The organism is Thalassolituus sp. LLYu03 (genome assembly GCF_050507655.1).
Taxonomy (GTDB): domain Bacteria; phylum Pseudomonadota; class Gammaproteobacteria; order Pseudomonadales; family Oceanobacteraceae; genus Venatoribacter.
Window position 1 is genome coordinate 1657582 of the sequence record NZ_CP191496.1, and the last position, 25213, is coordinate 1682794.

The 25213-nt window shown below is 56.9% G+C and carries 21 protein-coding genes; 9 read left to right on the forward strand and 12 right to left on the reverse strand.

Annotation, left to right across the window (positions count from 1 at the left end):
- The first annotated feature begins 19 nt into the window (after positions 1–19).
- Genes ACQUQU_RS07605 through ACQUQU_RS07615 form a run of 3 tightly spaced genes read left to right on the forward strand, consistent with a single transcriptional unit; the run spans position 20 to position 2385 of the window.
- Positions 20–910: a peptidoglycan DD-metalloendopeptidase family protein gene (locus ACQUQU_RS07605; protein WP_430462643.1), complete on the forward strand. Its 891-nt coding sequence runs from the start codon at positions 20–22 to the stop codon at positions 908–910.
- Positions 907–1131: a hypothetical protein gene (locus tag ACQUQU_RS07610; RefSeq protein ID WP_430462644.1), complete on the forward strand. Its 225-nt coding sequence runs from the start codon at positions 907–909 to the stop codon at positions 1129–1131. Before ACQUQU_RS07605 ends, ACQUQU_RS07610 begins: the two co-directional genes overlap by 4 nt.
- A 42-nt stretch (positions 1132–1173) precedes the next feature.
- Complete coding sequence (locus tag ACQUQU_RS07615; RefSeq protein ID WP_430462645.1) at positions 1174–2385, forward strand: HD-GYP domain-containing protein; 1212 nt, start codon at positions 1174–1176, stop codon at positions 2383–2385.
- Between the two features lie 73 nt (positions 2386–2458).
- On the opposite strand, the gene ACQUQU_RS07620 is transcribed toward ACQUQU_RS07615, so the two are convergent.
- From ACQUQU_RS07620 to ACQUQU_RS07630, 3 genes are all read right to left on the reverse strand, one after another.
- Entirely contained in the window at positions 2459–3010 is a 552-nt protein-coding gene (locus ACQUQU_RS07620; RefSeq protein WP_430462646.1) for an acyl-CoA thioesterase, read from the reverse strand.
- Positions 3007–3885, reverse strand: a complete 879-nt coding sequence (locus ACQUQU_RS07625) for an acyl-CoA thioesterase (RefSeq protein ID WP_430462647.1) — start codon at positions 3883–3885, stop codon at positions 3007–3009. The genes ACQUQU_RS07620 and ACQUQU_RS07625 overlap by 4 nt, the downstream gene beginning before the upstream one ends.
- Positions 3886–3975: 90 nt before the next feature.
- On the reverse strand, positions 3976–4722 hold the full coding sequence (locus ACQUQU_RS07630; protein ID WP_430462648.1) for a dienelactone hydrolase family protein: 747 nt from the start codon (positions 4720–4722) through the stop codon (positions 3976–3978).
- Positions 4723–4890: 168 nt separating this feature from the next.
- On the opposite strand from ACQUQU_RS07630, the gene trmA reads away from it, so the two are divergent.
- Together trmA and dbpA are read left to right on the forward strand one after the other, a co-directional pair.
- Positions 4891–6015 (forward strand): tRNA (uridine(54)-C5)-methyltransferase TrmA, encoded by a 1125-nt coding sequence (gene trmA, locus ACQUQU_RS07635; RefSeq protein WP_430462649.1) that lies wholly within the window; start codon positions 4891–4893, stop codon positions 6013–6015.
- Positions 6012–7394: an ATP-dependent RNA helicase DbpA gene (dbpA, locus tag ACQUQU_RS07640; protein ID WP_430462650.1), complete on the forward strand. Its 1383-nt coding sequence runs from the start codon at positions 6012–6014 to the stop codon at positions 7392–7394. Before trmA ends, dbpA begins: the two co-directional genes overlap by 4 nt.
- Here the strand turns inward: dbpA and ACQUQU_RS07645 are convergent.
- The 3 genes from ACQUQU_RS07645 to ACQUQU_RS07655 all read right to left on the reverse strand — a co-directional run bounded on the left by ACQUQU_RS07645 (position 7371) and on the right by ACQUQU_RS07655 (position 12389).
- Complete coding sequence (locus tag ACQUQU_RS07645; RefSeq protein ID WP_430462651.1) at positions 7371–9287, reverse strand: sensor histidine kinase; 1917 nt, start codon at positions 9285–9287, stop codon at positions 7371–7373. The genes dbpA and ACQUQU_RS07645 overlap by 24 nt on opposite strands.
- Positions 9284–11491, reverse strand: a complete 2208-nt coding sequence (locus tag ACQUQU_RS07650) for an EAL domain-containing protein (protein WP_430462652.1) — start codon at positions 11489–11491, stop codon at positions 9284–9286. The genes ACQUQU_RS07645 and ACQUQU_RS07650 overlap by 4 nt, the downstream gene beginning before the upstream one ends.
- Positions 11492–11621: 130 nt before the next feature.
- The gene (locus ACQUQU_RS07655) at positions 11622–12389 is read right to left on the reverse strand and encodes a TSUP family transporter (RefSeq protein ID WP_430462653.1); all 768 of its coding nucleotides are present in this window, start codon (positions 12387–12389) and stop codon (positions 11622–11624) included.
- Between the two features lie 31 nt (positions 12390–12420).
- On the opposite strand from ACQUQU_RS07655, the gene ACQUQU_RS07660 reads away from it, so the two are divergent.
- The gene (locus tag ACQUQU_RS07660) at positions 12421–12990 is read left to right on the forward strand and encodes a hypothetical protein (RefSeq protein ID WP_430462654.1); all 570 of its coding nucleotides are present in this window, start codon (positions 12421–12423) and stop codon (positions 12988–12990) included.
- Between the two features lie 110 nt (positions 12991–13100).
- On the opposite strand, the gene ACQUQU_RS07665 is transcribed toward ACQUQU_RS07660, so the two are convergent.
- The 3 genes from ACQUQU_RS07665 to ACQUQU_RS07675 form a co-directional block, all read right to left on the reverse strand.
- Complete coding sequence (locus ACQUQU_RS07665; protein WP_430462655.1) at positions 13101–14489, reverse strand: solute carrier family 23 protein; 1389 nt, start codon at positions 14487–14489, stop codon at positions 13101–13103.
- A gap of 188 nt (positions 14490–14677) precedes the next feature.
- Positions 14678–16120 (reverse strand): exodeoxyribonuclease I, encoded by a 1443-nt coding sequence (gene sbcB / locus ACQUQU_RS07670; RefSeq protein WP_430462656.1) that lies wholly within the window; start codon positions 16118–16120, stop codon positions 14678–14680.
- Positions 16121–16146: 26 nt separating this feature from the next.
- Positions 16147–17118, reverse strand: a complete 972-nt coding sequence (locus ACQUQU_RS07675; protein WP_430462657.1) for an alpha/beta fold hydrolase — start codon at positions 17116–17118, stop codon at positions 16147–16149.
- Positions 17119–17308: 190 nt separating this feature from the next.
- On the opposite strand from ACQUQU_RS07675, the gene ACQUQU_RS07680 reads away from it, so the two are divergent.
- Entirely contained in the window at positions 17309–20017 is a 2709-nt protein-coding gene (locus ACQUQU_RS07680; RefSeq protein WP_430462658.1) for a DUF349 domain-containing protein, read from the forward strand.
- Between the two features lie 175 nt (positions 20018–20192).
- On the opposite strand, the gene tusA is transcribed toward ACQUQU_RS07680, so the two are convergent.
- Positions 20193–20444 carry a sulfurtransferase TusA gene (gene tusA / locus ACQUQU_RS07685; RefSeq protein WP_430462659.1) on the reverse strand — a complete coding sequence of 84 codons (252 nt, stop codon included), beginning with the start codon at positions 20442–20444 and terminating at the stop codon, positions 20193–20195.
- A gap of 28 nt (positions 20445–20472) precedes the next feature.
- Entirely contained in the window at positions 20473–21681 is a 1209-nt protein-coding gene (locus ACQUQU_RS07690; protein WP_430462660.1) for an MFS transporter, read from the reverse strand.
- A 121-nt stretch (positions 21682–21802) separates the two neighbouring features.
- Between ACQUQU_RS07690 and ACQUQU_RS07695 the strand changes: the two genes are divergently transcribed.
- A complete protein-coding gene (locus ACQUQU_RS07695) occupies positions 21803–22063 on the forward strand; it encodes a hypothetical protein (RefSeq protein ID WP_430462661.1) in 261 nt (86 codons plus the stop codon).
- Positions 22064–22176: 113 nt separating this feature from the next.
- Here the strand turns inward: ACQUQU_RS07695 and ACQUQU_RS07700 are convergent, their stop codons facing one another.
- On the reverse strand, positions 22177–23472 hold the full coding sequence (locus ACQUQU_RS07700; RefSeq protein WP_430462662.1) for an acetyl-CoA C-acetyltransferase: 1296 nt from the start codon (positions 23470–23472) through the stop codon (positions 22177–22179).
- Between the two features lie 213 nt (positions 23473–23685).
- Here ACQUQU_RS07700 and ACQUQU_RS07705 point away from each other — a divergent pair, with 213 nt between their 5' ends.
- Positions 23686–25101, forward strand: coding sequence for a 3-oxoacyl-ACP reductase (locus ACQUQU_RS07705; RefSeq protein ID WP_430462663.1), 1416 nt, complete (start codon positions 23686–23688; stop codon positions 25099–25101).
- The last annotated feature ends 112 nt before the right edge of the window (positions 25102–25213 follow it).

Sequence of the window (25213 nt, forward strand, 5' to 3'; positions counted from 1 at the left end):
CCGGAGAAAAGGAAGCCCTATGTTTGAACTCGTAAACGGCATGATGAACTTTATGGTGTCGTTATTTGCCGCCGGCAGCCTGCACACCGCCGCACCCGCGTCGGCAGACGCTCTGCCCATTCCCCATCAGGTGCCGGGTGGAATTGCACTGGTGAATGCCGGTTACGGCATCAACCCGCCCAAGGTCACCTTCAACAATCAGCCTGTGATGGTGGTGCGTACCGACCCGCAGAAACCCTGGACCGCCATCGTCGGCATTCCGCTGTCGCAAAAGGCGGGCGACGCCACGGTTAAAACCGGCAGCCGTAAAACCCAGATTCACATCAGTGAGCAGGATTACCCGGAGCAACACCTCACCGTCAGTAAGAATCAGGTGAATCCGAGCAAAGAAGAACTGGAGCGCATCAACCGCGAAGCCGCGCAGATGAACACCATCTACAAAAGCTTCACCCCCGGCAAAGGCTGGAGTCCCATGGCCTGGCCCGTGGCCGGCCCCCTGAGCAGCCAGTTCGGACTGCGCCGTTTCTTTAATGGCGAAGAACGGAATCCGCACAGCGGACTGGACATCGCCGTACCGACAGGCACCCCGGTGATGGCCCCGGCCGATGGCAAGGTGGTGCTGACCGGCGACTTTTTCTTCAACGGCAACGCGGTGTTTATCGACCACGGTCAGGGCCTGATTTCCATGTTCTGCCACCTGAGCAGCATTGAAGTTAAAGAAGGTGAAACCATCAGTGCCGGTGACCGCCTTGGCCTGTCCGGTGCCACCGGCAGAGCTACCGGCCCTCACCTGCACTGGACCATCAGCCTCAATAACGCCCGCATCAACCCACTGCTCATGCTGTCGCCGTGGCAGGCACCCGGCATTGACGACCTGACCAACACCCAACCCAACGGTGATGAATCATGAAGAAACACCCGGGCACCGCCGGCCTGATGCCGGTAAAAGGCACCGGCTGTGGCATCCGTCCCGACCCGGACGCCATGCCCGCCGACACCGGCTTTGACTTCTCGGCCGCGCAGGATTTGCTCGCCGATAACACGGAGCCAGAAGGCACCAAGCCTGACGATCAACATCAACCAACAAATGTTCACCGAAAAGGCGACAACCCCGGCAGCGAAGACCAGTAGCCTGTCTATACTGAGCTGAAATCCTTATGAATTGCCGGGCACATGATCAAGAAGATATCCGTCAGCCAGCTGAAGCCCGGCATGTATGTGTCCGACCTGAACTGTGACTGGATACCGCACCACACCCTGCAGAAAGAAGGCCGCATCCCGGATGAGGCCACCATCAAAGAAATTCGCCGCCGCGGCATCACCGACGTTTACATAGACCCGGCCCGTGGCCTCGATACCGACGACGCCATCAGCGCCACCGAAGCCGACCGTCAGAATCAGCAGAAACTCGAAAAAGCCGGCGAGCTGAAGCCCGACCAGAGCGCCCGCACCGGTGTTCTGGAAGAGATGCAGAAAGCCGAACGGCTGCACAGCGAAGCCAAAGGTCTGGTGTCCAACGTGCTGCGCGACGTCAAAATGGGCAAAGCCATTCAGGTTGACGCCTTTGATCAGCTGGCCGACGGCATGGTCGACTCGGTGCTGCGCAACCACAACGCCCTCGCCTGCCTCGGGCGTATCCGCGAAAAAGATAACTATCTGCTTGAGCACTCGGTGAATCTGGCGGTGCTGATGGGTATTTTTGCCCGCAGCCTGAAAATCGACCGTCAGACCATGCATCAGGCCGTGGTCGGCGCCATGCTGCACGACATCGGCAAGGTAATGATTCCGGACGCGGTGCTGCACAAACCGGGCAAACTGACCGACGACGAATTCGCGGTGATGCGCAAACACGTAATCTTCAGCCGCGAATTGCTGAAGAAAACCCCGGGGGTCAGCGAGCTGACGATTAAGGTCGCGGCCCAGCATCATGAACGCATCGACGGCTCAGGGTATCCGGACGGGCTGCACGACTGCGACATCTGCCGCGAAGGTAAAATGTGCGCAATTGCTGACGTCTACGACGCCATCACCGCCGACCGCGTGTATCACAAGGGGCTGGCACCGACATCGGCCATGAAGAAACTGCTCGAATGGAGCGGCACCCACCTCGACAACAATCTGGTGCACCGCTTTATCCGCTCGATGGGTATCTATCCGGTCGGTTCACTGGTGCGACTGAAAAGCCAGCGACTGGCCGTGGTGATTGAAGCGTCGGAAACCGACCAACGCATGCCGACCGTGAAAGTGGTGTATCACGAGCGGCTGCGCCAGTTTCTGCCGGTTGAAATTATCGATTTGAGCCGCCCGGGCATTCAGGACGAAATTCTGCAGGCCGTTGACCCGGGTAAATACAACATTCGGGTCGGTGACTTTTTGCATCTGTAGTGGCCGTATATTTGGCATTTCTTTAGCCTCTGGACAGGGCCCCAACGTTACAGCGGACCTCTCAAGGGAGCTGTCAGCGTCCTTCTTCGGCCACCTTTTTGGCGTTCAGCAATTCAATTTTGGCCAGCACCTGCGGCGGCGCGTCCGGGGCCTGCGGCAGCTCGGACTGTCCACGGCGTTTGGCGATGGCCTCCAGCATGGCGCCCAGCGAACGCACCTTACCGCCCTTCAGCACCGCAATTCTGGCCAGCGCTTTGGCGTGCAGACGCCCGCCCACCATAAATCTGTGCTCCATGTAGAAATACTTGCGATCCCAGTGCAGCACCCGGCTTTCAACATCCACGGCCGCCAGCGGCTTGATCTCACGGATAAAGGTCAGCGTCTGACTGGCCAGCACCGACCGCCAGCCATTACGCACAAACAAAGGCCCAGCACCAACGGCGAGGAAAAATTCCGTACGCGCCAGATCGAGCCACAGCGGGTACTGGGAATTGGTCAGGTGCAGATTCAGATCGCAGTCCCACGGCAGCACGCGAAAGCGACAATGAAACGCATCGGTCGCAACCGCATGACGCCGCCATGGGCGGCGGGCAAACATGGACGCCGTTCTCAGCCAGTAGCTCATGCGTCACCCGCTTCCTGACGTCGACGGATCAGACCTTCCTGCGCTACCGAAGCCACCAGTTCGCCTGCCTGATTAAAGATCTGACCACGGCACAAACCGCGGCCACCGCCGGCGTTCGGGCTGTCAATGGCGTACAGCAGCCATTCGTCCATACGCAACGGGCGGTGGAACCAGACACTGTGATCCAGACTGGCCACCTGCATGTCCTTCTGGCCGACCGACACAGCGTGCGGATGCAGCGCCGTCGGAATCAGATTGAAGTCGGTGGCGTAGGCCAGCATGGTGTAGTGCTCGTTGAGGTTGTCGCTCATGGGGGCGTCGGCCTTCATCCACACGTACTTCACCGGCTCTTTTTTACTCGGCGCAAAAATATTCACCGGGTCGAGTACGCGCATCTCAATCGGTTTGTCGGCGGTGTAAATGTCGCGCACTCGCTCCGGAAAGAAATCACGGAATTTACGCGCCAGTTCCAGCTGCGACGGAATCCCGTCCGGCCCTTTTACCTCGGGCATCGGCGCCATGTGCACAAAGCCGTCTTCCGGATGCTGGAACGAACACATCATGGTCAGAATCGCCTTGCCGTTCTGACTGGCGGTTACCTGACGGGTAGCGAAACTTTTCCCATCGCGCACCACATCCACTTCAAACTCGACACTGTCGGCCACGGTACCCGGACGCAGAAAATAGGCGTGCAGCGAATGCGGCGTCCATTCGCTGCCGTTCAGCGTTTGTGTGGCGGCGGACAGACTCTGTCCCAGCACCTGACCACCGAACAGATTGCGGAAACCCAGATCCTGACTGCGGCCACGGAAACGGTTAACGCCGATGGCCTCCAGTTTCAGCAACTGGATCAGCCCTTCCAATACTTCACTCATAGGAATCTCTGCCTGTTGTTTGGCTTTACAATAACCCAGACGCCCTGCGGCGCATTGGCCGCAGCGCCAGTCTGGGGAGGCCGGCAGGCCTCAGAAGGCGGTGCGTTCGCCCAGGAATCCGGTGAACCGGGCCCAGGACTTGGCGTCGGCCTCTTCGCGGTAGCGGTCGCTGCCGAACACGGTAAATGCGTGCGGCGCACCACTGTAGGTAATCAGTTCATGGGGCACATGGGCCGCCTCCAGCTCCTGACCTAAGGTGGCGAAATCGGTCAGGGTGATGGCATCGTCGGCGGAGCCGTGCATCACCAGCACAGGCGAGGTAATGCCCGCCCAGCTTTGCCCTTCGGGCGTCTGTAAGCCGCCATGAAACGTGGCGTAGCCTTTGGCGGCAAAGCCAGACCGTGCCAGTTCCAGCACCGCGGCGCCGCCAAAGCAGTAGCCCATCACCACCATATTGTTCAGATCACCGCCTTGCGCCCTGGCCGCTTCTGCCCCGGCTTTCATCAGGGCACGCAGACGGTCACGGTCTTTGTACAGAGCGCCGGTGTGCTGACGACGGTCTTCAATGGATTGTGGGCGCACGCCCTGCCCGAATAAATCGAGCGCAAACACGTTGTACCCCAGCGCCTGCAACATGGCCGCCCGCTTCTGTTCATAACCGGTCAGACCGTCCCAGTCGTGGGCAATAATCACCAGCGGAGCCGACTTACCGGCTGACAACCAGTAGCCTTCGAAGGCTTCGTCGCCGACCTTATAAACCACGTCTCCGGCCAGAACGCAGGCCGAAATCAAGGCACCGGTGAGTCCGGTCAATGCTTTTGCAATGCGCGATGTCATATCGTTTGCCTCCCGCCCGAGTAGAGCCACTGAGTTTAGTATGTCACTGAGTGTATGTCCTGAGCCATTTGTGCCACGGCCGCCGGTCATTTAATGACCAGCAGATGCACTCTGGCCGTCAATCCGTATAATGGCCGCCCTTTTTCAGTTACACCGCCCGGACATCTCATGCAGTCACGCGAACTTTATCAGCATCAGGTATCACCAGAGCGCTACAGCACTCTGCTCGACGAGAAGGCCGAGCGCCTGAAGTCCCTGTTCGCTGAATTCTCTACGCCCGCCCTGCAGGTGTTTGCCAGCGCACCGAGCCACTTCCGCCTGCGTGCCGAATTCCGTCTGTGGCACGAGGGCGACCGTTGCTTCTTTGCCATGTTTGAACCGGGCGACAAAAGCAAAGTGTACGAAGTTCAGGATTTTCCGATTGCCTCAGTGCTGATCAACGATCTGATGCAGCGCTTAATTGCCGACATTCAGACCAATGAGCTGCTGCGCCGCAAACTGTTTCAGGTGGAGTTTCTGACCACATTAAGCGGCGATGCGTTGATTTCGCTGATTTACCACAAGGCTCTTAACGAAGACTGGGAAGCAGAGGCCCGACTGCTGCAGACCCGACTCGGCTTTCCGATTGTTGGCCGTTCGCGTAAACAAAAGCTGGTGCTCGAACGTGACTGGGTAAATGAAACCCTGCAGGTGGATGGCCGTGCACTGCATTACCGTCAGATTGAAGGCGGTTTCACCCAGCCGAACGGCGGCATGAATCAGAACATGCTGTCGTGGGCGCGCGCCGCCGCCGATGACATTAACGCCCGTGTCGGCGAGCACGATCTGGTTGAGCTGTATTGTGGCAACGGTAATTTTTCGGTGGCATTGGCCGATAAATTCCGCAACGTGCTGGCCACCGAAATTGCCAAAACCTCGGTCAATGCCGCGCAGATCAATATCGCCGATAACCAGATCGACAACCTGATCATCGCCCGACTGTCGAGTGAAGAATTTGTGCAGGCCCTGCGCGGTGAGCGTACCTTTTCACGCCTGGGTGGCGTTGACCTCAGCAGCTATGATTTCCGCACTGTGCTGGTGGACCCGCCACGGGCCGGTCTGGACGATGAATCTGTGCGTCAGGTTCAGGCCTACGACCACATTATTTATATTTCCTGCAACCCGGAAACCCTGCGCAATAATCTTGAAATTCTGACCCAGACCCACACCATCGAACAATTCGCCCTGTTCGACCAATTCCCCTATACCGAACACACCGAAACCGGTGTGGTCCTGAGCAGGAAACACGCATGAGCCAGACCGGATTTTCCGCCCTTAATGCATTAAGCCCAGAGCAGATCGACAACCTGTCGCGCCTGGGTTACGAACACATGACCGCCATTCAGGAAAAAGCCCTGCCACCGGCTCTGGAAGGTAAAGACCTGCTGGCCAAAGCCAAAACCGGCAGCGGAAAAACCGCGGCGTTCGGTATTGCCCTGCTCAACAAACTGAATCCGCGCTTTTTTGGCGTGCAGGCGCTGGTGATGTGCCCGACACGCGAACTCAGCACTCAGGTGGCCGACGAACTGCGTAAACTCGCCCGCTATCAGCCGAACATTAAAGTGGTTGTGCTGTGCGGCGGTGTTTCCATTGGTCCGCAAATCGCGTCGCTGGAACACGGCGCCCACGTGGTGGTCGGCACGCCGGGCCGCATCAAAGATCACCTGCGCAAAAATACGCTGAAAATTGACCAGCTGCAGACACTGGTGCTGGATGAAGCCGACCGCATGCTCGACATGGGTTTCCGTGACGATATCCGTGATATCGCGAGCCAGACACCGGCGCAGCGTCAGACGCTGCTGTTTTCGGCCACCTACCCAGACAACATTGCCCAGTTAAGTGACGAGCTGCAGCGTGACCCTATCGATATTGCCGTGGAGTCTGTGCATCAGACCAGCACCATCACCCAGCAATGGATTTTGTGCGGCCGTGATGAAAAAGCTGCCACGTTGGCGAAAGCCCTCAGCCATTTTCAGGTGCAGCAGGCGGTTATGTTCTGTAACACCCGTCAGGCGGTTGAAGACCTGACCCAGTATCTGCGCAATCAGGGCTACCTGACGCTGGCATTACACGGCGACATGGAACAGCGCGACCGCGACCAGGTGTACGTGCAATTCCGTCAGGGCAGCGCCCATTTTCTGGTCGCCACCGACGTTGCCGCCCGCGGCCTGGATGTCGATGACCTGCCAGCGGTGGTGAATTACGAATTACCGCGCGACGCCGATGTGTACATTCACCGCATTGGCCGTACCGGTCGGGCCGGGAAAGAAGGCCTGGCGCTGAGCCTGATCACCGAAAAAGAAGACTACAAACGCGCAGCGATTGCCGATACCCAGGGCTACGACGTCCCACTGATGAGCCCGGCGGAACTCAAACCGTCGGGGGCCGCAATTCAGAAACCGGCCATGGTCAGCCTGTGCATCAGCGGTGGCCGTAAAAATAAAATCCGCGCGGGCGATATTCTGGGCGCATTAACCTCAGCAGGCGGCATCACCGGCCAGCAGGTGGGTAAAATCGATATTCTGGATTTTGTGGCCTACGTCGCCATTGAGCGCGAGGTGGCCAACAAAGCGCTGGCCCACCTGCAGAAAAGCCGGATTAAAAACCAGTCAGTGAAGGTCCGCCGCGTGTGACGGCATTTTTGAGGTCATCACTTTAGGTATCTGCAGCGTTACCAGCAGGCCACCTTCTGGTGCGCGGCCCGTCGAAATCGTCCCGTGCATCAGATTGGTTACCCACTGATGCACAAGGTACATACCCAAGCCTGTTGAACCTTCACCACGGCGGGTGGTAACAAACGGGTCGAACAATTTGTCGGCCACCTCCTCACTGACCCCTCGCCCGTTATCCATCACGCTAATGATCACGCTGTCGCGGTCGGCGATGGCCTGCAAGCGGATGCGCCGGTCACTGATGCCGGCAAACGCATGCTGAAGTGCATTGAGCATCAGATTCTGCAAAATCTGCGACATAAAACCGGCATAGCCGTGCAACGAAATTCCCTGAGGAACATCGTTCACCACCCGCACCTGTTCCCGTTTAAACATGGGGGTGTAGGAATTGATCAGGTCGTCGACCACCATGGCCAGATCGAAGTCTGCGACCTCTTCATTCACCCGGTCAGAGGCCAGACGTTTAAAGCCCATCACCGTTGCCTTGGCGCGATTCAGATTCAGATAAAGCAGCTCGACGCTACGGCCGGTCCGCTCGAGATAGTCATCGAAATCCTGTCGCGTAAGCCCGCCTTCATTCAGCGCACTTCTTAACGTCGCCAGCGACGACTTGACTTCCGACGACATCATTAATGCGCCACCCACCGGCGTATTCAGCTCGTGGGCCACGCCCGCCACCATCATACCCAGCGATGATAATTTGCGGGTTTCAACCACTTCATCCTGCAGCATCGACAGTTCACGCAGGCTACGTTCCAGCCGGTCATTGGTGCCCTTCAGCTCGATCTTGTCCTGCTTCAGACGAATCGCCAGCTCCAGCTGAGCATGCCCGGTACGCCAATCAAACCAGATCAGCAACAAGCCACACACTATGATTAAAACCACCCAGAACAATGCAGCGAGAAGCGCCTGCAGGCTGGCGGCATCGACAACATCCGCCGGGGTGACAGCCAGAAGATGCAGCTCCGGAACACCACTTTCGCCAGGCAGCGCCAACAACTGATGACTGACAATACCGCGGTCAAATTCCGCCCCCAGCACATCCCCCTGCGTTACCACACGCTTCCAGATACCCGGCATGTCCGTCGCCGCGCTGACGTCCCGTCTTCCCGTGTCAGCGCCCCACTCCTGCTGGGGATTTTCATGCAATAACCACTTGCCGCTGTTGTCGGCCATGCGCAACGCAACGTCCCCTTGCGACAGCAACCGCAGACGTTCAAGCAGCCCACCCAATTCATAGTTGATGAGAATCAGGCCCTCCTGCAGACCATCACCCTCGCCGGTTCTCAATCCGGCGCGCACAGTGGGCTGATACGGCACCACGACCGCACCATTTTCGACATTCAGATCAATGGGGGAAAAATAGCGGACACCAGCAGGCAGCTCCATGGCTTCCCGGAAGTAGTAACGATCCGACTTGCGCTGCAGTTTTTCTTGCGCAACAACGACGATCTGATCGCCCTGACGATCGACGCGCGCTATCTCCATGCCAGCGGCATTCAGCCAGCGTACCTGCAGAACCAGACCAAGCGCTTTTGCAACCCCGGAAAACTCTTCCGCCAGAATCTCTTTGTCAGCCGCATTACCCGTACCGAGCGCGCGATGCAGGCCCGCCGAATTGTATAAAATACCGACGATGCGACCGGCATCACCCAGTGTGGCGCTAATGGCAGCGGATGCCCGGTCAAGGGTTGTGTTTTGCTGCTGAGTCAGCGAGTTTTTAAACTTACTGAACGTAAAGGTGTAGACAAGCGTGCCCACAACCAGTGAAAAAACAGCCGCCAGAAACACCAGAACGACGGCCCTTCCCTTAAGCTTTGCCTGCTGGTCTTTCAGCGCCTGTATTTCTTTCATGCCCGGTTTCCTATCCAGCGGATGAATTCTTCAACAGGCATCGGACGGGCAAAAAGGTAACCTTGCCCGAAACGGCAACCGGCATTGAGCAAAGTCTGTCGCTGCTCGTCTGTTTCAATGCCCTCGGCGATAACATTGAAGCCAAAGCGGCGGCCAATTTTGATCACCAGTTCGACCACATGCAGGTCGTTCATCGAGCCCACCACGCCCTGGACAAAGGATTGATCAATTTTGAGCGTAGTGGCCGCAAGACGAGTGATATGTGCCAGCGACGAATAACCGGTACCAAAATCGTCGATACTGACACCGACGCCGCGATCAATTAAGCGTTTCAGCAGTGCCGAGTAACGCTGGTAATCGTGCATCGACTGGCTCTCCGTAATTTCTACCTCAAGCAACGACGGCTGTACTTCACCGGAATCCAGTGCAGCAAAAAGACGCTCAGTAAAGGCACGATTATTCAGATCGGCAGCCACCACATTGAACGACACCGGCAACAGAACACCCGCTTTTGCCATCTCGGCAATGGCTTCAATGGTTTTATTAAGTACCAGTAAATCCAGACTGCAGATAAGCCCCGACGCATCCGCCAATGGAATAAACTCCGCTGGCGACACCACGGTGCCATCCTGATCAATCCATCGCACCAGGGCTTCCAGCCCGGTGACATCGCCACTTTCAAGCTCTACTTTTGGCTGCAGATACAGGGCCAGTTCGTCATTCAACAGTGCCTGCTGCAATTTTTGCAGTTTCATAAAACTTTTGGAGATATTGCGCTGTTGCTCACGACCGCTGGTGACAAACGCACGGTTCGCCTGCATAGCACGACTGAGACTTGCCTCCGCCAGATGCAGTGCCTCATGAATCGGATAATCGTTGAGGTCGGCAAGATCCAATGTGCAGAAGCTCAGCAACAGGTGATGCACAACACCTTCAATGACCACCCGTTGTTCCGCTTCAGCTCCGAGCTCCTCGTCACCTGGAAAATACTGGCGATGAAAAAGAAGTGCCAGACGTCCTTCTCCAAGGTTGGCGACCTGAAGCGTGTGGGGAAAACGCTCGGTAATGCGTTCGCAGAAATGCACCAGTAAAAGATTTGTGTAGTGCTCTCCCAGCGTAATCGTCATGTCACGAAAACTACGGATGCCGATGAGTAGCAGTACACTGGACTGCAACTCCCGGCTGTTCATGCTGATGAGTTCACGCAGCAAACCATTGCGGTTGGAAAGTCCGAGCCGCTCATCAAAATAGGCGAGATAACTCAGCCGGTTCAGCAGAGCGACCGTGGTAAAACCCGAGCGGATATTTTCGCTGAAGACCCGCAGCAAATTGACTTTGCTTTCGGTCAATTCGACATCACTGTCGACCATCACCAGATAATGCAGTCCGTCGATGGAGGCCGTTTCAAAATAGAGAATTGAGTAGTCAGGGCGAATCAGATGCGCCTGCGTTGACATAACAATATCAATACCCTCGCGGAACCGGGCAAACGCCGGATCCGAAATCGGCTGTCCGCGGATCGAGGAGTAATTGCCGCTGGCGGCAATAATCTGCGCGTCGGATGAAATATCTTTCGGTGACTTGGAGGCACAGACAATACCGCCGGACTTCACGCCCACTACATGGGCAATGTTATCCAGTACATGCTGGGTAAAGTCGTCGTAGTCATGCCTGTTCATCAGACTGCGCGAGGCATCAATGATCATCTGCAGACCCTGCTGGGCGCGTTGCAGCTCGGTCATCGAATACCAGGTGCGCAAATGACTGCTGAGCACGGCGTGCAGGGTTTCACGGCTCAGATCCGATTTATTCCAGTATTCGTCGACATCGAAGCGGTGCATGATGTCGGCCCGCGGCGCCATGCCCGGCTGGCCGGTTAACAGCACAATCCTGAGCGTTGCATTGCCCAGCACCTCGCGCACGGAGCCAACCAGCCGCAGACCGGCGTCGTCGGTTTCCATCACCACATCCAAAAGCATCACCGCCATATCCGGATGTTCCGCCAGCACAGCCGCAGCTTCGGCGGCCGAAGAGGCCGTAAACAGCTGTACCTTGGCATCGCGGTAGGTGAAATCTTTCAGACTGTGTACAAGGCTTGCCTGATAGGTCGCATCATCCTCAACGGTCAGAACCTTCCAGGTCTGAAACTGCGCTCCTGCTCCCGAACCCCGTGGTGGAGCGAACTCGAACTTGTCGTTGGCCATGAATGAGAATCCGTTCTGAATGACATTTTGAACACACTACTCTCTTTGATGGGCAAAGTAGCGCGTGGTTAAAGTGTAGACAACCTGACTATCCTGAGTAATTTATTGATAGACCTGAGCCCCGTCCAGCTCAGCTGGCGGACATCTGCCGCCAGAACAGACTCAGGCTGATGGCGATACACACAGCAACCGTCATCAGCCGGATAAAGCCCGCGCCCTGCTTCAGCGCAGTGCCGGCGCCCAAACGGGCCCCCAGCGCCTGCCCTGCGGCCATGCACAAACCCGTCAGCCACAGAATCTGGCCTGAGAACACAAATACCAGCAGGGAGACCAGATTAGTGGTGAAGTTCATCAGTTTGGCGTGAGCGGTCGCCTGCACCATGGTCATGCCACGCAGCTGGCAGAACCCCAGCGTAAAGAAGGTGCCGGTACCCGGACCGAAAAAGCCGTCATAAAAACCGACCGACGGCAGCAAACTGCCGTTCATTTGCGACGCTGTCAGGCGCGCGGCCTCCGCCTGCCTGCCCACGTTACGAGCCAGCAGCAGATAGAGCGCGATGGCGATCAGCGCAAAGGGCATAACCTTCAGCAGCCAGTCACTGTTCAGTTGCTGAATGGCAAGTGCGCCGAGTGCAGCGCCCACCGCTGTCGCAGCAATACTCCACCTTTGCTGTCCGGGGGATACCAGTCCTTCGCGCACGAAAAAGCGCGTGGCCGAAAAGCTGCCGAACGACGCCTGCAATTTATTGGTGGCCAGCGCCTGCACCGGCGACAGTCCGGCAAACAGCAGCGCCGGAATGGTGAGCAGCCCGCCGCCGCCGGCGATGGCATCGATAAAGCCCGCCAGCATGGCAACCAGTGTCAGCAACAGCAGTACTTCGGGGGAAAATTCAGGCATAGTGAGGGAATCTAGGGAGTTTGGACGCATTATGACCTCAGACGTATTTCACGACCATGAGGGAAAACCGCTGAGTTATTCCGACAGTGAAAAGCGGCGCCTGGAACGGGAAGCCGCGCGTCTCTTCATGCGCGCCTATGAACACGAATTTCATCAGCCGATGCGCCACATCTGGCATAACGAGCCGACCAAGCCCGACATTTCATGCTTCCTGCAGGGACAATCACTGGATCTCGAAATCGCCCATCTTTACGCCAGCGAGCAGGAAGCGGCTATCGCTGCCAAAGATCTGCACACCAAAAGCCATCAGGACCAGTATCACGGCGAAGAACACTTGTGGGCGTTTCTGACCGATCTGGCCAGCATGGACAGCAGCCATAAATTGCATACTGCGTTAAGCCGTATTCTGCACAGCAAAGCGCGCAAGCATTACAACACTCAGCGTTGCTGGCTGATTATCCGCAATGCGAGCCCGTTATGGGGACGCAAGGATTTTCTGCAGGTGTTGCCACACATCAGCATTCCCGCCAACCCGTTTGAGAAAATCTGGCTGCTGTCCGATTTTCGCGGCACCGACCCGCTGCTGCAGCTGCAGCAATAAAGATCAGTCACCGTCCTGAAAATCCAAATCAAGGCAAAATTCAAGCAATAAAAAGCCCGGCTATGCCGGGATTTTTATTGCTTGAATTCAGGCCGATTCTATTGCCGGAATCAGGCCTTATTGTCCTGCGGGTCGGCGAACATAAATTCGTCTTCCGCTTTGCGTTTCCCCATCAGACGCGGACGCTCGATCAGGAAATACAGCAGCAGACCAATGACCACCGCATAAACCGTGGATTTCGGATCCGGCATGGCCAACGTCACTGCGACAATACCCGCAACACCGCGCTCGGTCGGATTCTTCAGTTGCTCCATGCCCACCATGATGCAGATATAGGCCGTCAGAATCAGGGTCAGCGATAAGGCAATCGGCAGAACCGGTTTGAACATGGTCACCAGCGGCAACACAAACAGCGCGATCATACCGGTGATCCAGAAAGTACCGCCGCCGCTGTAAATGGAATCCATCGCTTTACGACCCATCGCAAAACGCTCGGCCACGGTTGCGTGCGCCGCCGTCCACAGCGGACCAGCAAGGCCTGGCCATGGCGCCAGAAATGCGTGCAGTGCATTACGCATGGCGGTGACTGTGTGTACGCGGTTAACGTTCATTTCGATTTTTTCGTCCTGACGGACTTTGTCGACACGCTCAACCAGTGTGAAACCCACGATGATGTCACCAAAGGCAATAACGTAAGCAATCAGCGCCGTAGGAATTGCCAGCAGGAACACATCCCAGCTTGGGAAACCGGTGGAAAATACAAGGTATTCGGCCATCAGGGCGAAATCCGGCTGGGTAATGCCCCACTGAATATCCGGCAGCGGATATTCACCGACCACCCAACCCACCACCATGGCGATGATCATGCCCGGCACCATACCGAAGTTGGCAATTTTGCGGGCGATGGCCGATTGTTCGATAACGTTTTTAAACGACAGCGAAAACAGCACGTAGGCGGATACCACAGAGCCTATGATCAGTGAAATGGGCGTGGCATCGAGACGGCCGCCGGTTTTCAGCTCACCCATTAACGCCGCAATACCGGCGCCGATGATGATGCCGGATTTCAGGGAGTTCGGAATAACTTCAACCAGTTTTCCGCCCCAGCCGGTAAGGCCCAGAATCAGGAAAATCAGCGTCACTTCAATCTGCAGCGCAAACATGGCCTTAATGGCATCCGGGCCCGGTTCAAAACCACCCAGAAATAACACCACCACAGGAATGGCCGGCGTAATCCAGCCCGGCACCAGAGGTACGCCTAATAAAGCGGGCAGCATGTAGCCGACGCCCGCAATAAAAGTAAACGCCAGTGCCGCCTCGTAAGGCATGCCCAGATATTTCTGCAGCAGCGGAATCATGGCCAGACCGACCACAAACATCACCATCGCCTGAATGGTTTCCGGCCACTCCCAACGGTAATGCACAAATGGCAGACGAATTTTAAATGGTCCGGCAGACCAGTATGGATGCTCAGCACCGTGTTCACGGTTAATCGCCATAAACAACTCTCCCTCGATCGTTATTGTGTTGTAAGACCGGGCCGGACAATAAAGACGAGGGCGTTAATAAGCGAGCTGTCAGCACACCACCTTGGTCTGAGAATAACACCAAGGTCGTACGCATTTTTTACCTGTGGTTACTGCGTAGCAATTAACCCATTCCCACAGGTAATTAATACGCAGAAATTTCAGTAGTCGTCGAAGGGATAAATGGATTCTGCGTAGACCTGAAGATCCTGAATCCAGCCGAGTTTGTGCGGGTCGGATGCGACCTGTTCTGCCGCGATCTGAAGTTCACGCGCGAATTGTTCGAAATTCAGCGCCGGGCAATCCGGGTTGCGATGGAACAAACGTGCACGTCGGTGCTGCTCCCAACGCTCGCGTTCATCTTCGTTCAGTGTGTCGGGGAAATTACGCGCGCGGTAACGGAATAGCATTTCTTCACCGCGCGGGTCGGCAAACGGGGCTGGCCAGTCGGCCAGATCCCAATCGGAAAGCTGATGCACAGTGGCCATCGCCTGTTTGTCCGCTGCCGGGAAAAAGGCATCGTACAGCTGCACATCGACGTCGCTGATCTTATTGAATTCGCGCCCGGCGAAAACCTGATGCATCTTGGGCGTCAGATCCTGCGCTGTGCGGATCATCTGCAGATGCCGGCGCAGTGTTTCGCCATCAAGCCCCCAGCGTGCGGCCTGATCGGGTGTCAGCGTATTCGCCGGCGCCAGCACCGGCGCTTTATTGATGTGAATTTCCTTTAACGGCAGACGGCTCACGCCTTCGGGTAATTCACGGGTTTTAGTGAACACACGGGCGGCAATGTCCTGTGCCGATAATTCCAGCAGCGGCGTCGGATCCTGCTGCAGATCGAACGCAATGAAGGAATTTTTATTGGTCGGGTGCCAGCACAAAGGAACCACCACCGCCATGCAGCCCTGCTCCACCGGGAACATGCCGGACACGTGAATCAACGGCTTATGACTGGAGACATCAACCAGAGCGCCGACGTTGTGCTTAAAGCGCAGTCCAAAAAGGTAACGGTATAATTTAGGTTGTTTTTCAAGAATCATTCGGGCCAGTGCGATGGTTGCCCGCACATCGGACACCGCATCGTGGGCCTTGCCATGATCAAGTCCGTTGGCAGCGGTCAGGTGTTCAAGGCGGAAGCTGATGCGGCCGTCGTCATTTTTTGGCCACTCAATCCCATCCGGCCGCAGCGCGTAGGCGCAACGGACAATATCGAGCAAATCCCAGCGTGAATTGCCCGACTGCCATTCACGGGCGTAGGGGTCAAAGAAATTACGGTACAGGCCGTAGCGGGTAAATTCGTCGTCGAAGCGAATGCTGTTGTAGCCCGCGGAACAGGTACCCGGCACCGAAAACATACGATTAATGGTCGCCATGAATTCGGTTTCGGAAACCCCCTTGCGGGCGCAATCCTGCGGCGTAATGCCGGTAATCAGCACCGCCTGCGGGTGCGGCAGATAATCGTCGGACGGGCGGCAGAAGATCTCTACCGGTTCTTCAATTTCGTTCAGGTCTTCGTCGGTGCGGATCGCCGCGAACTGTGCCGGGCGATCCCAGGCCGGATTGGCGCCAAAGGTTTCGTAGTCGTACCAGACAATACTGTTCAAACAATCATCCTCAGGCGCCTGACAACTCAGCGCGCGCTGGCAGTGGCCGCCGGCAGAGTGAAGACTTTTCCGGTCTGCAGAAAGCTTCTGGCATCGCGGGCGCTCTGCACCGGCAATTCTTCCATCGGCATATGCCCGACCCCTTCGTAGGTGATCACACTGACATTCGGCAGGTCGCGACGGAACCGGTCCATAATGCTAAGCGGCACCCAACGGTCTTCCTCACCCCACATCAGCAGCGTTGGAGTGGTTACCTGTGCAACCCGGTCGCCAAGCGACGGATTGCGGCTTTGTTCTTTCATGGTGCGGAACACGTTCACCAGACCTTTGCGATTGCCCGGACGCAGCAAAAGATCGTGGTAGCGTTTCACCAGTGTTGACGACACTTTGTCGTCATCGCCATAGGCAGAATCGAGATTCATGCCGACCAGTAAGCGCGGCATCATCAGCTGACTCATTTCGCCGATCACAGGCCAAGAGGCAAAATCCATAATAAATGGCATGTCCTGCGGGTAACCGGCGGCATCGATCAGAATCAGCTTATTCACCCGGTCCGGACGATACAGCGCATAATTCCAGCCGATATACCCGCCCAGCGAGTTACCGGCAATGGCGACGTTGTTCAGGCCCAGCTTATTCATGAATTTGTCGAGTTTATCGACCATGTAGCTGATGCTGTAACGCTCCATTTTCGGATCCGGCCCAGTTAAACCGTGCGCCGGCAGATCAACACGGATCACGCGGTAGCTGTTCTTCAGCTCATCGGTCCAGCCATCCCAGGTGTGCAGCGACGACGCCACGCCGTGCAGCAGCACCAGCACAGGCCCTTTACCTTCGTCACGGTAATGCATCACCAGATCGTCTACCGCTACAAACTTCGACTCGGCATTTGTGTACTTTTCAGTCAGCTCAGACAACGGACGCGAGCCCACGCCCATAGAAGCACAGCCGGTCATGGCTACGGCAGCCAACACCAGCAGATATCGGAAAAATTTCATGATTGTCCCCGGGTGAGTTTTTTATTCTTGTGAACAACTTTTAACCAGGCGCCTTCAGCGATTAACACCGCCAGCACTGGCCCGGACTTTACCACATCAACCGGCGTTAATCCCACTCCGTACAGGCCCTTCCCTAATGAAAATGCCCGGGTACAATGGTCGCGCTTTTTCACAGTGGGACGCAGCGCCAATGGCCTTTTTTAAGAAGTTGTTTAAAGCCGGTAAACGGAATTCAGACTGGAAAACAGAAGACGCCGACGGCCGCCGTCAGGCGCTGCAGGCTTTCCGCAGTGACAACGAGCGCCTGGAGTTTATCCGGCACGAGAGCAGCAAAGAGCTGCGCCAGCTGGCGCTGAGCCTGATCGAAGGCGACGCTGCGCTCGACGCCCTGCTTTCTTTCTCCGATGACGCCATCCGCAAAGAAGCCCGCGCGCGTCTGCTGTCTAACCTGATGCCGGGTAATGATCTGAACAGGATCAGCGACACCGCCACCCTGCTGCGCATCGCCGCCCTGACCGACGACAATGACCTGCGCCTGAGCGCGGTTGGCAAAATCAACGATGAACAGGAACGCCTGACCATCGCCACGACGCATGCCGTCGCCAAAGTGCGCGCCGCCGCCGCTGAAGGCATTCAGCAGCCCGCACTGCTGCAGGCGCTGGCTGAACATGCCCAGAGCAAAGACAAAACCCTGTACCGCATGGCCAAGGAAAAACTGGCCGCACTGAAAGCAGTGCAGGAAGAACAAGCCGACCGCATCAAAGCCGCCCAGCACCTGCTGAGCCAGCTGCATTACCTGAACAAAGTCGGATACCACCCGGAATTCAACGGCAAATTGCAGATCATCCGCCAGCAATGGCCACAGGTGCAGGCTGCCGCCAGCGCGCAGGATCACGCCGATTTCAGCGCTGCGCTGGTTCAGGCAGAAGCGGTTCTGAACAGTCATCAGGAAGAAGAAGCCCGCCAGCAGCAGGCGCAGGCTGCCGCCAGTAAGGCGCAGGATGAACAGAAAGCCCTGAGCGAAAGCCTGACTGCTCTGCAGCAGGACGCGCTGACACTGACGCCAGATGCCCTGCAGCAACAACTGAAAGACCTCGAAAGCCGCTGGCACCATACTTTCGCCCACCACAAACCCGCCGAAGCCGTTGCCCGCGCCTTTGAAAATGGCCTGCAGCAACTGTTCGGACTGCAATCGGCGCTGCAACAGTCGAATGCCAGCGAAACCAGTGCCCGAGCCCTGCTGACCGAAACTCTGCCAGAAACGGCAGATGCGCTGCGCAAACAGCAAGCAGCGGTACGCCAGATACTGAATGCCATCCGTTGGCCTGAAGCCGTCAGCCGTCCGGACTGGCTCAGCGCGCTGGATGAAAGAGCCCATGCGCTGCAGGAACGCCTCGCCGCCTTTGGTTCTCAGGCGGAAAGCCGTCTGAAAGACATCGCTACTGACCTTAAAGCGTTCGAACAAAGCCTGACAGAAGGTCATCTGAAAGAGGCTGGCCGTCTGAGTCAGCGCATTCAGAATGCTCTGCGTCAGGTCGAGCAAAAGCAGTCGGCTGCCCTGCAACGCGAATACCGCGCGCTCACAGCCCGTCTGCAGGACATGCGTGATTGGGCAGGCTTTGCCACTCAGCCGAAAAAAGCCGCCCTGGCCGAGGCCATGGAAGCGCTGGTCGGCAGTGCCCTCTCTCCGGATGTGCTGGCCGACAAAATTCACGCCATGCAGGACGAATGGAAAACCCTGAACACAGGCCACGGCGATGCCGAGCTGTGGGAGCGTTTTAAGGCTGCTGCGGATAAAGCCTACGAGCCTTGCCGTGCGTATTTTGCCGAACTGGGTGAACTGCGTGAGCGCAATCTGGCGCTGCGCAACGCGCTGATCAGCGAGCTCGACCAGTACGAAGCCTTTATGGACTGGACTCAGGCCGACTGGAAAGTGGTGCAACGCACATTGGACACCGCACGCGATACCTTCCGTGCGTATTCACCGGTTGACCGTCACAGCCATAAAGAAACGCACACCCGCTTCAGCGATGTTTGTGACCGCATTTACGCGCACATCCGTGCCGAACAGGACAACAACCTGAATCTGAAGCAGTCCATTGTGAATCAGGCCGCCGAACTGGCTCAGGCCGGCGATCTGAGCAACGCTGCGGATCGCGTCAAAACCCTGCAAGCCAACTGGAAAGCGGTGGGCATTACCCAACGCGGACCGGATCAGAAGCTGTGGCAGCAATTCCGCGAGCACTGCGACGCCGTATTTGCCCGTCTTAATGAAAGCCGCAACGCCCGCAAGGCCGAAATTGATGAACTGGTGACTCAGGCCGAAGGCATTGTGGCACAGGCCACTGCCCTGCTGAATGCAGACGCCGGCGACGCCGGGCATCAGCTCAGTGAACTGAATCAGGCCTTTGCTGCCCTGACGCTGCCCAAAGGCGCACATCAGCGCCTGAGCCAGCAATTGAAGGCGGTCGCGGGCGAACTGCGCAACCGCCGTGAGGCTGAACAGAAAGTCGCCCGCCAGCAAAGCTGGCAGGGTCTGATTGCCCGGCTTGACGCCCTGGCCGCCGGTGACGATGCATGGCAGAGCGCCAATGCGCTGCCACTGCCGGAAGGCTATCAGCAGAGCCTGTTCGATGCTGCCCGTGCCGACTTTGCCAGCCGCACGGACAACAGCACCGCTAATGATCTGTGCATTCTGATGGAAATTGTCGCCGACGCAGCAACCGCTGACAGCGACCGTGCCCGCCGCATGGAGCTGCAGGTACAGCGTCTGGCCGATGGCCTGGGTAAAGGACTGACCACAGAACAGGAACGCATCGCCCTGACCGAGCGTTGGCTGAGCGAAGGCACACCTGCGCTTCAGGCACGCTTTATCAGTGCGGTTAAAGCCAGCTTCTGATACCCGGCTGACGTGCCGATAGCCAATAAAAAACCGCCTGCTGGCGGTTTTTTATTGGGGCAATTCTTTTGTTGGAGCGTTTCTTTTATTGAAGCGCTTCTTTTATTGGAGCGATTCTTTTAAAAGCGCCCTTTTACACGCGTCTTACAACTGTTTTACGCCTGTTTATCCGGGCTTATTCCTCGTCACTGGCCTTGCGGATAAGAAAGCGGAATACCCCATCAAGCTCTTCGCTGGCCAGCAGTTCGTGGCCAAGAAAATTGCAGAATTTCAGAAAATCACGCTTGGTCGATGGGTCCGTCGCCAGAATTTCGACCACGTCACCAATCGCCAGATCGCGGATCTGATTGTGCAGCATCATGACGGGCTCGGGACAAAACAGCCCGCAGGTATCCAGTCGTGCGCTGATATCAGGCATGTCAGACATAATTACTCCTCAGCAGACGCGCTATTGTCTACGCCTGACCGCGCGCAGGCAAATCACCGCGGCGGATCATGTTCCATATCAGAGGCATAACCAGCACACACAACACCGCCGACAGCAGGAAATGGCCGTCGTAGCCAAGTGCATGCGCCGAAATACCCGACAGACCTCCGGCGATCATGCCGGTGACAATAACCACACAACTCTGCAAGGCGTAATCGGCTGCCGCACAGTGCTCGCGACAGCGGTCCATCATGACCGTGAACAAGGCGGCCGTCCCCATGCCGCCGGCCACATGCTCGACCAGTACCGCCGACACCAGATGCACCCAATCGAAGGTGGTGCTGGCACCAACGCCGATATACGCCAGCAAGGCAAAGGCTTCGAGCAACAAAAAAGCCATCAATGTGAACTGTCGACCGAGCACACCGACCAGCCAGCCGCCCGCCAGCGCACCCAGTAATCCTGCGGCGAAGCCAACCGTACCCAGCAACCAGCCCATCTGCTCCAGCGTTACACCGGCATCACTCATCATGGGCCGGATCATCGGTGTACCGAAGGCATCACCGAATTTATAAACCGACAGCAGCACCAGCCACAGCAGTGCGTCCTTCTGGCGGAAAAAATCCAGCCATTCGTGAGCCATGCTGCCCTCGCCCCGGGTATGGGGCTTAGGTGCAAACCACCACAAAGGCAACGAGCCCAGCAGTAGCAAACCTGCCAGCAACCACAGGGAGTAACTCCAGCCCAGCGAACCAAACAACGACACCAGCACACCACCCGACACGATCATGCCGACCCGATAAGCGGCGACCTGCAGGCCGTTGCCCTTGCCGCGTTCTTCGGCGTTCAGGTTTTCAACCGCCATGGCGTCGGTGGCGATGTCCTGCGTGGCAATAAATAAGTTCAGCAGCACCAGCAACATCAGCGGCCAGACAATACCCAGTGCCAGCCAGTCGCTGATATCCATGACCGACAACACCAGCAAAACCACTACAGCCGCTGCGTTCATCAACAAAATCCAGCTGCGCCTGTATTCGTGCCCGACTAACGAATAACGATCGAGCCATGGCGCCCATAAAAATTTAAGTGCCCACGGAATTGCCACCAAAGACAACAATCCGATCAGGCGCAAATCCAGCCCCTGCTCCCGCAGCAACACAGGCATCGCCTGACCGAAAAAGCCGTGCGGCAAGCCCTGTGCGACATACAGTCCGGTCAGGGCAATCCATTTGTTCATTTTTCAAACTCCGTATACGAATGACGGCTGATGGCGCCACTCAGCCTCATTTCTCACACTGTGTCCAGTCTGAACTAGACTCTCAGGGAATGAACACATTGAATTGCAAAGGATTTTATTCATGCTGCACCTGCAATTGTCACGAGGCACCATCAGCCTGACCGAGCGGATACTGCGCAAAGGCTATGCGACACTGGCGAATTATCTGCGCAACGCCATGCTTGCCACTGAACAGGACACCATTGACCTGCTGCTGAGTACCCAGCAGCTGGCGGACATTCATTCGGCCCTCGAGAGCCTGCAGAACGGCAAGGATTTCGGCCTTAAATCCATGAGCAGTCACCTGCGCGAGCGCTGGCAGCAAGCCCTGATGCCGGTCTGAGCCGGCTCACTACCTGACCCACCGGATTCATTTCCGCATTCCGCACGCATAAAAAAAGCCCCGCATAGCGGGGCATCAAGAGGTGGTGAGAGTGTAGTTATTTGGTTGAGTGCTCAGCGTTCGAGAATCGCCACAACGCCCTGGCCACCGGCCGCACAGATAGAAATCAGTCCACGACCTGAACCTTTTTCTTCCAGCATTTTCGCCAGTGATGCCACGATACGGCCGCCGGTCGCTGCGAACGGGTGACCGGTCGCAATGGATGAACCATTCACGTTCAGCTTGCTGCGGTCAATAGAGCCCAGCGCCTTATCCAGACCCAGACGCTCCTTACAGAATTTTTCGTCTTCCCAGGCTTTCAGCGTTGACGCCACAACACCCGCAAACGCTTCGTGAATTTCGTAGAAATCGAAATCCTGCAGGGTCAGGCCCGCACGTTGCAGCATGCGCGGTACCGCATACGCCGGCGCCAGCAGCAGACCTTCTTTATCTTTGCTGCCTTCTTTGCCGAAGAAATCGACCGATGCGGTTTCGTGGAACGACAGATACGCCTTCACCGGCAGGTTGTGTGCTTTCGCCCACTCTTCGGACGCCAGCAGCACCACAGAGGCACCGTCGGTCAGCGCAGATGAATTACCGGCGGTCAGAGTACCTTTACCGGATTTACGATCGAACGCCGGTTTCAGTGACGCCAGCTTGGCCATGTCCGGCTTACGCGCCAGATTGTCTTTATCCAGTCCCAGATATGGGGTCACCAGATCGCTGAAGAAACCGCGATCGTACGCCGCCAGCAAATTGTTGTGGCTGTTAAACGCAATTTCGTCCTGTTCTTCGCGACCGATAGCCCACTCTTTAACGGTGATTTCGGTGTGCTCACCCATGGACATATTGGTGCGTGGCTCGCCGTTGCGCGGCACCAGTGGTGCCAGATGCTTAGGACGGATCTTCGCCAGCAGTTTGAGCTTGGCGCCCGTGGTTTTTGCACGGTTAACGTCGAGCAGAATTTTACGCAGGCCTTCGTTGACGCCGATCGGCGCGTCAGAGGTGGTGTCAGAGCCGCCGGCAATCGCGCTGTCGATCTGACCCAGTGCAATTTTGTTCGCCGCCATAATAATGGCCTGCAGACCAGTACCACAGGCCTGCTGAATATCCACCGCTGGTGTGTGCGGGTCGAGCGCTGTGCTCAGCACGGTTTCACGGGCGAGGTTAAAGTCACGGCTGTGTTTGATGACGGCGCCGGCAACGAATTCGCCGATGCGCTCGCCCTGCAGGTTGTAGCGGTTTACCAGACCATTCAGCGCAGCGGTCAGCATGTCCTGATTGGAAGCGTAAGAATACACAGAGTTGGAACGGGCGAACGGAATGCGGTTACCGCCAATAATGGCCACGCGGCGAATGGTCTGAGTCATGGTTTTGTCCTGATACTGAGAATGAACACTGGCAGATCGGTCACTCACTCTGCCTGACAACACCCTCAGTTTATAGAGCCGCCGCCCGCTGCCATTGGCTGAACTGACACAAGGCCCGGTGGGAATGGTCAATTTCAGACCTTATAGATGCTGCTGTAATCTGCTACCGTCCGTCGGTTTTCAGACATTTGCACCTACATCAGGACCTGGAACATGAGTAATTTTATTGAATCTGTACTGGACAGTGGCGTTGGCCGCAGTCTGATGAAGTCCGTTTTACCTAAAACCATTGAGCTGAAACGCTACAGTGCATCACAAGCCACCTACTTTGAAGGTCGCGTACTGCTCGGCGCGTCTGCCAATGCCGCCCTCACCCGCGACATCCTGCGCAACCTGAAAGACTCTGCCGCCAAGGTGTTCTACCCGGCTGCGTCACGCGGCGCTGGTCAGATCGTGGCTGCTGCGGCCGAACTGGGCGTGACCGTTACCGGTATCGAATGCAATCCGGACATGACCGATAAATTCGATGCGTTCGTGTTCGATGCTTCAGGCTTCGCCGACACCACCGAACTGAACCAGCTGTACTACTTCTTTAACCCGGTCATGCGCAAACTGACCAGCAACGGTCGCGTGATCGTACTCGGTCGTCCGCACATGAAAGCCGCCACTGGCGAACAGGCCGCTGCCATGCGCGCACTGGAAGGTTTCAGCCGCTCGGTCGCCAAAGAAATCGGCAAAAAGAGCGCCACCGCTCAGGCCGTGTTCGTTGAAGAAGGCGCTGAAGCGAATCTGGATGCAGCTTTCCGCTTCGTAATTTCTGCCAAATCCGCCTACGTGGACGGTCAGGTTCTGCAGGTTGTGAAGGCCGAAGCAGTCACCTACCCGGACTGGCACAAACCGCTGGCCGGCAAAGTGGCCCTGGTGACCGGCGCCTCACGCGGCATCGGTGAATCCATCGCACGCACACTGGCCCGCGACGGCGCCACCGTTCTGGGTCTGGACATTCCACCGGCAGAAGCGGATCTGAAGCGCGTTATGGCTGAAATCGGCGGCGACGTGCTGCTGGGCGATATTTCCTCCGCCGACGCACCGCAGCAGATTTCCGACAAGCTGAAAGCCATGGGCGGTGCCGACATCGTTGTGCACAACGCCGGTATCACCCGTGACAAAACCCTGGCCAACATGCCGGAACACTGGTGGAACATGACCATCGACATCAACCTGTCGGCGGAAGAACGCATTAACCACGTGTTGTTCGAAGACAAAACCCTGAACAAAGGCGGCCGCATCATCTGCGTATCCTCCATGAACGGTATCGCCGGCCAGACTGGCCAGACCAACTACGCGGCATCCAAAGCCGGCGTAATTGGCTACGTGCAGTACATGGCCGACAAGCTGCTGGCGGATGGCATTACCATCAACGCCGTAGCCCCGGGCTTTATCGAAACCGCCATGACCGACGCCATCCCTGTGATCACCCGCGAGATCGGACGTCGTCTGAACTCCCTTTCGCAGGGCGGCAAACCGGTCGATGTTGCCGAAACCATCGCCTTCTTTGCCAACCCGGCAGCCGGCGGCGTTACCGGCAACGTGGTGCGCGTGTGTGGCCAGTCGCTGATCGGCGCCTGATTCCGCGCTATCACATAGGTGCCGTGCTCAGTTTCTGCTGAGCACACCCAGAAAGACCGGCCCGGAAGACTACCCCCGTGCCGGTCTTTTTCCTGATGGGTAAGAATGTAAA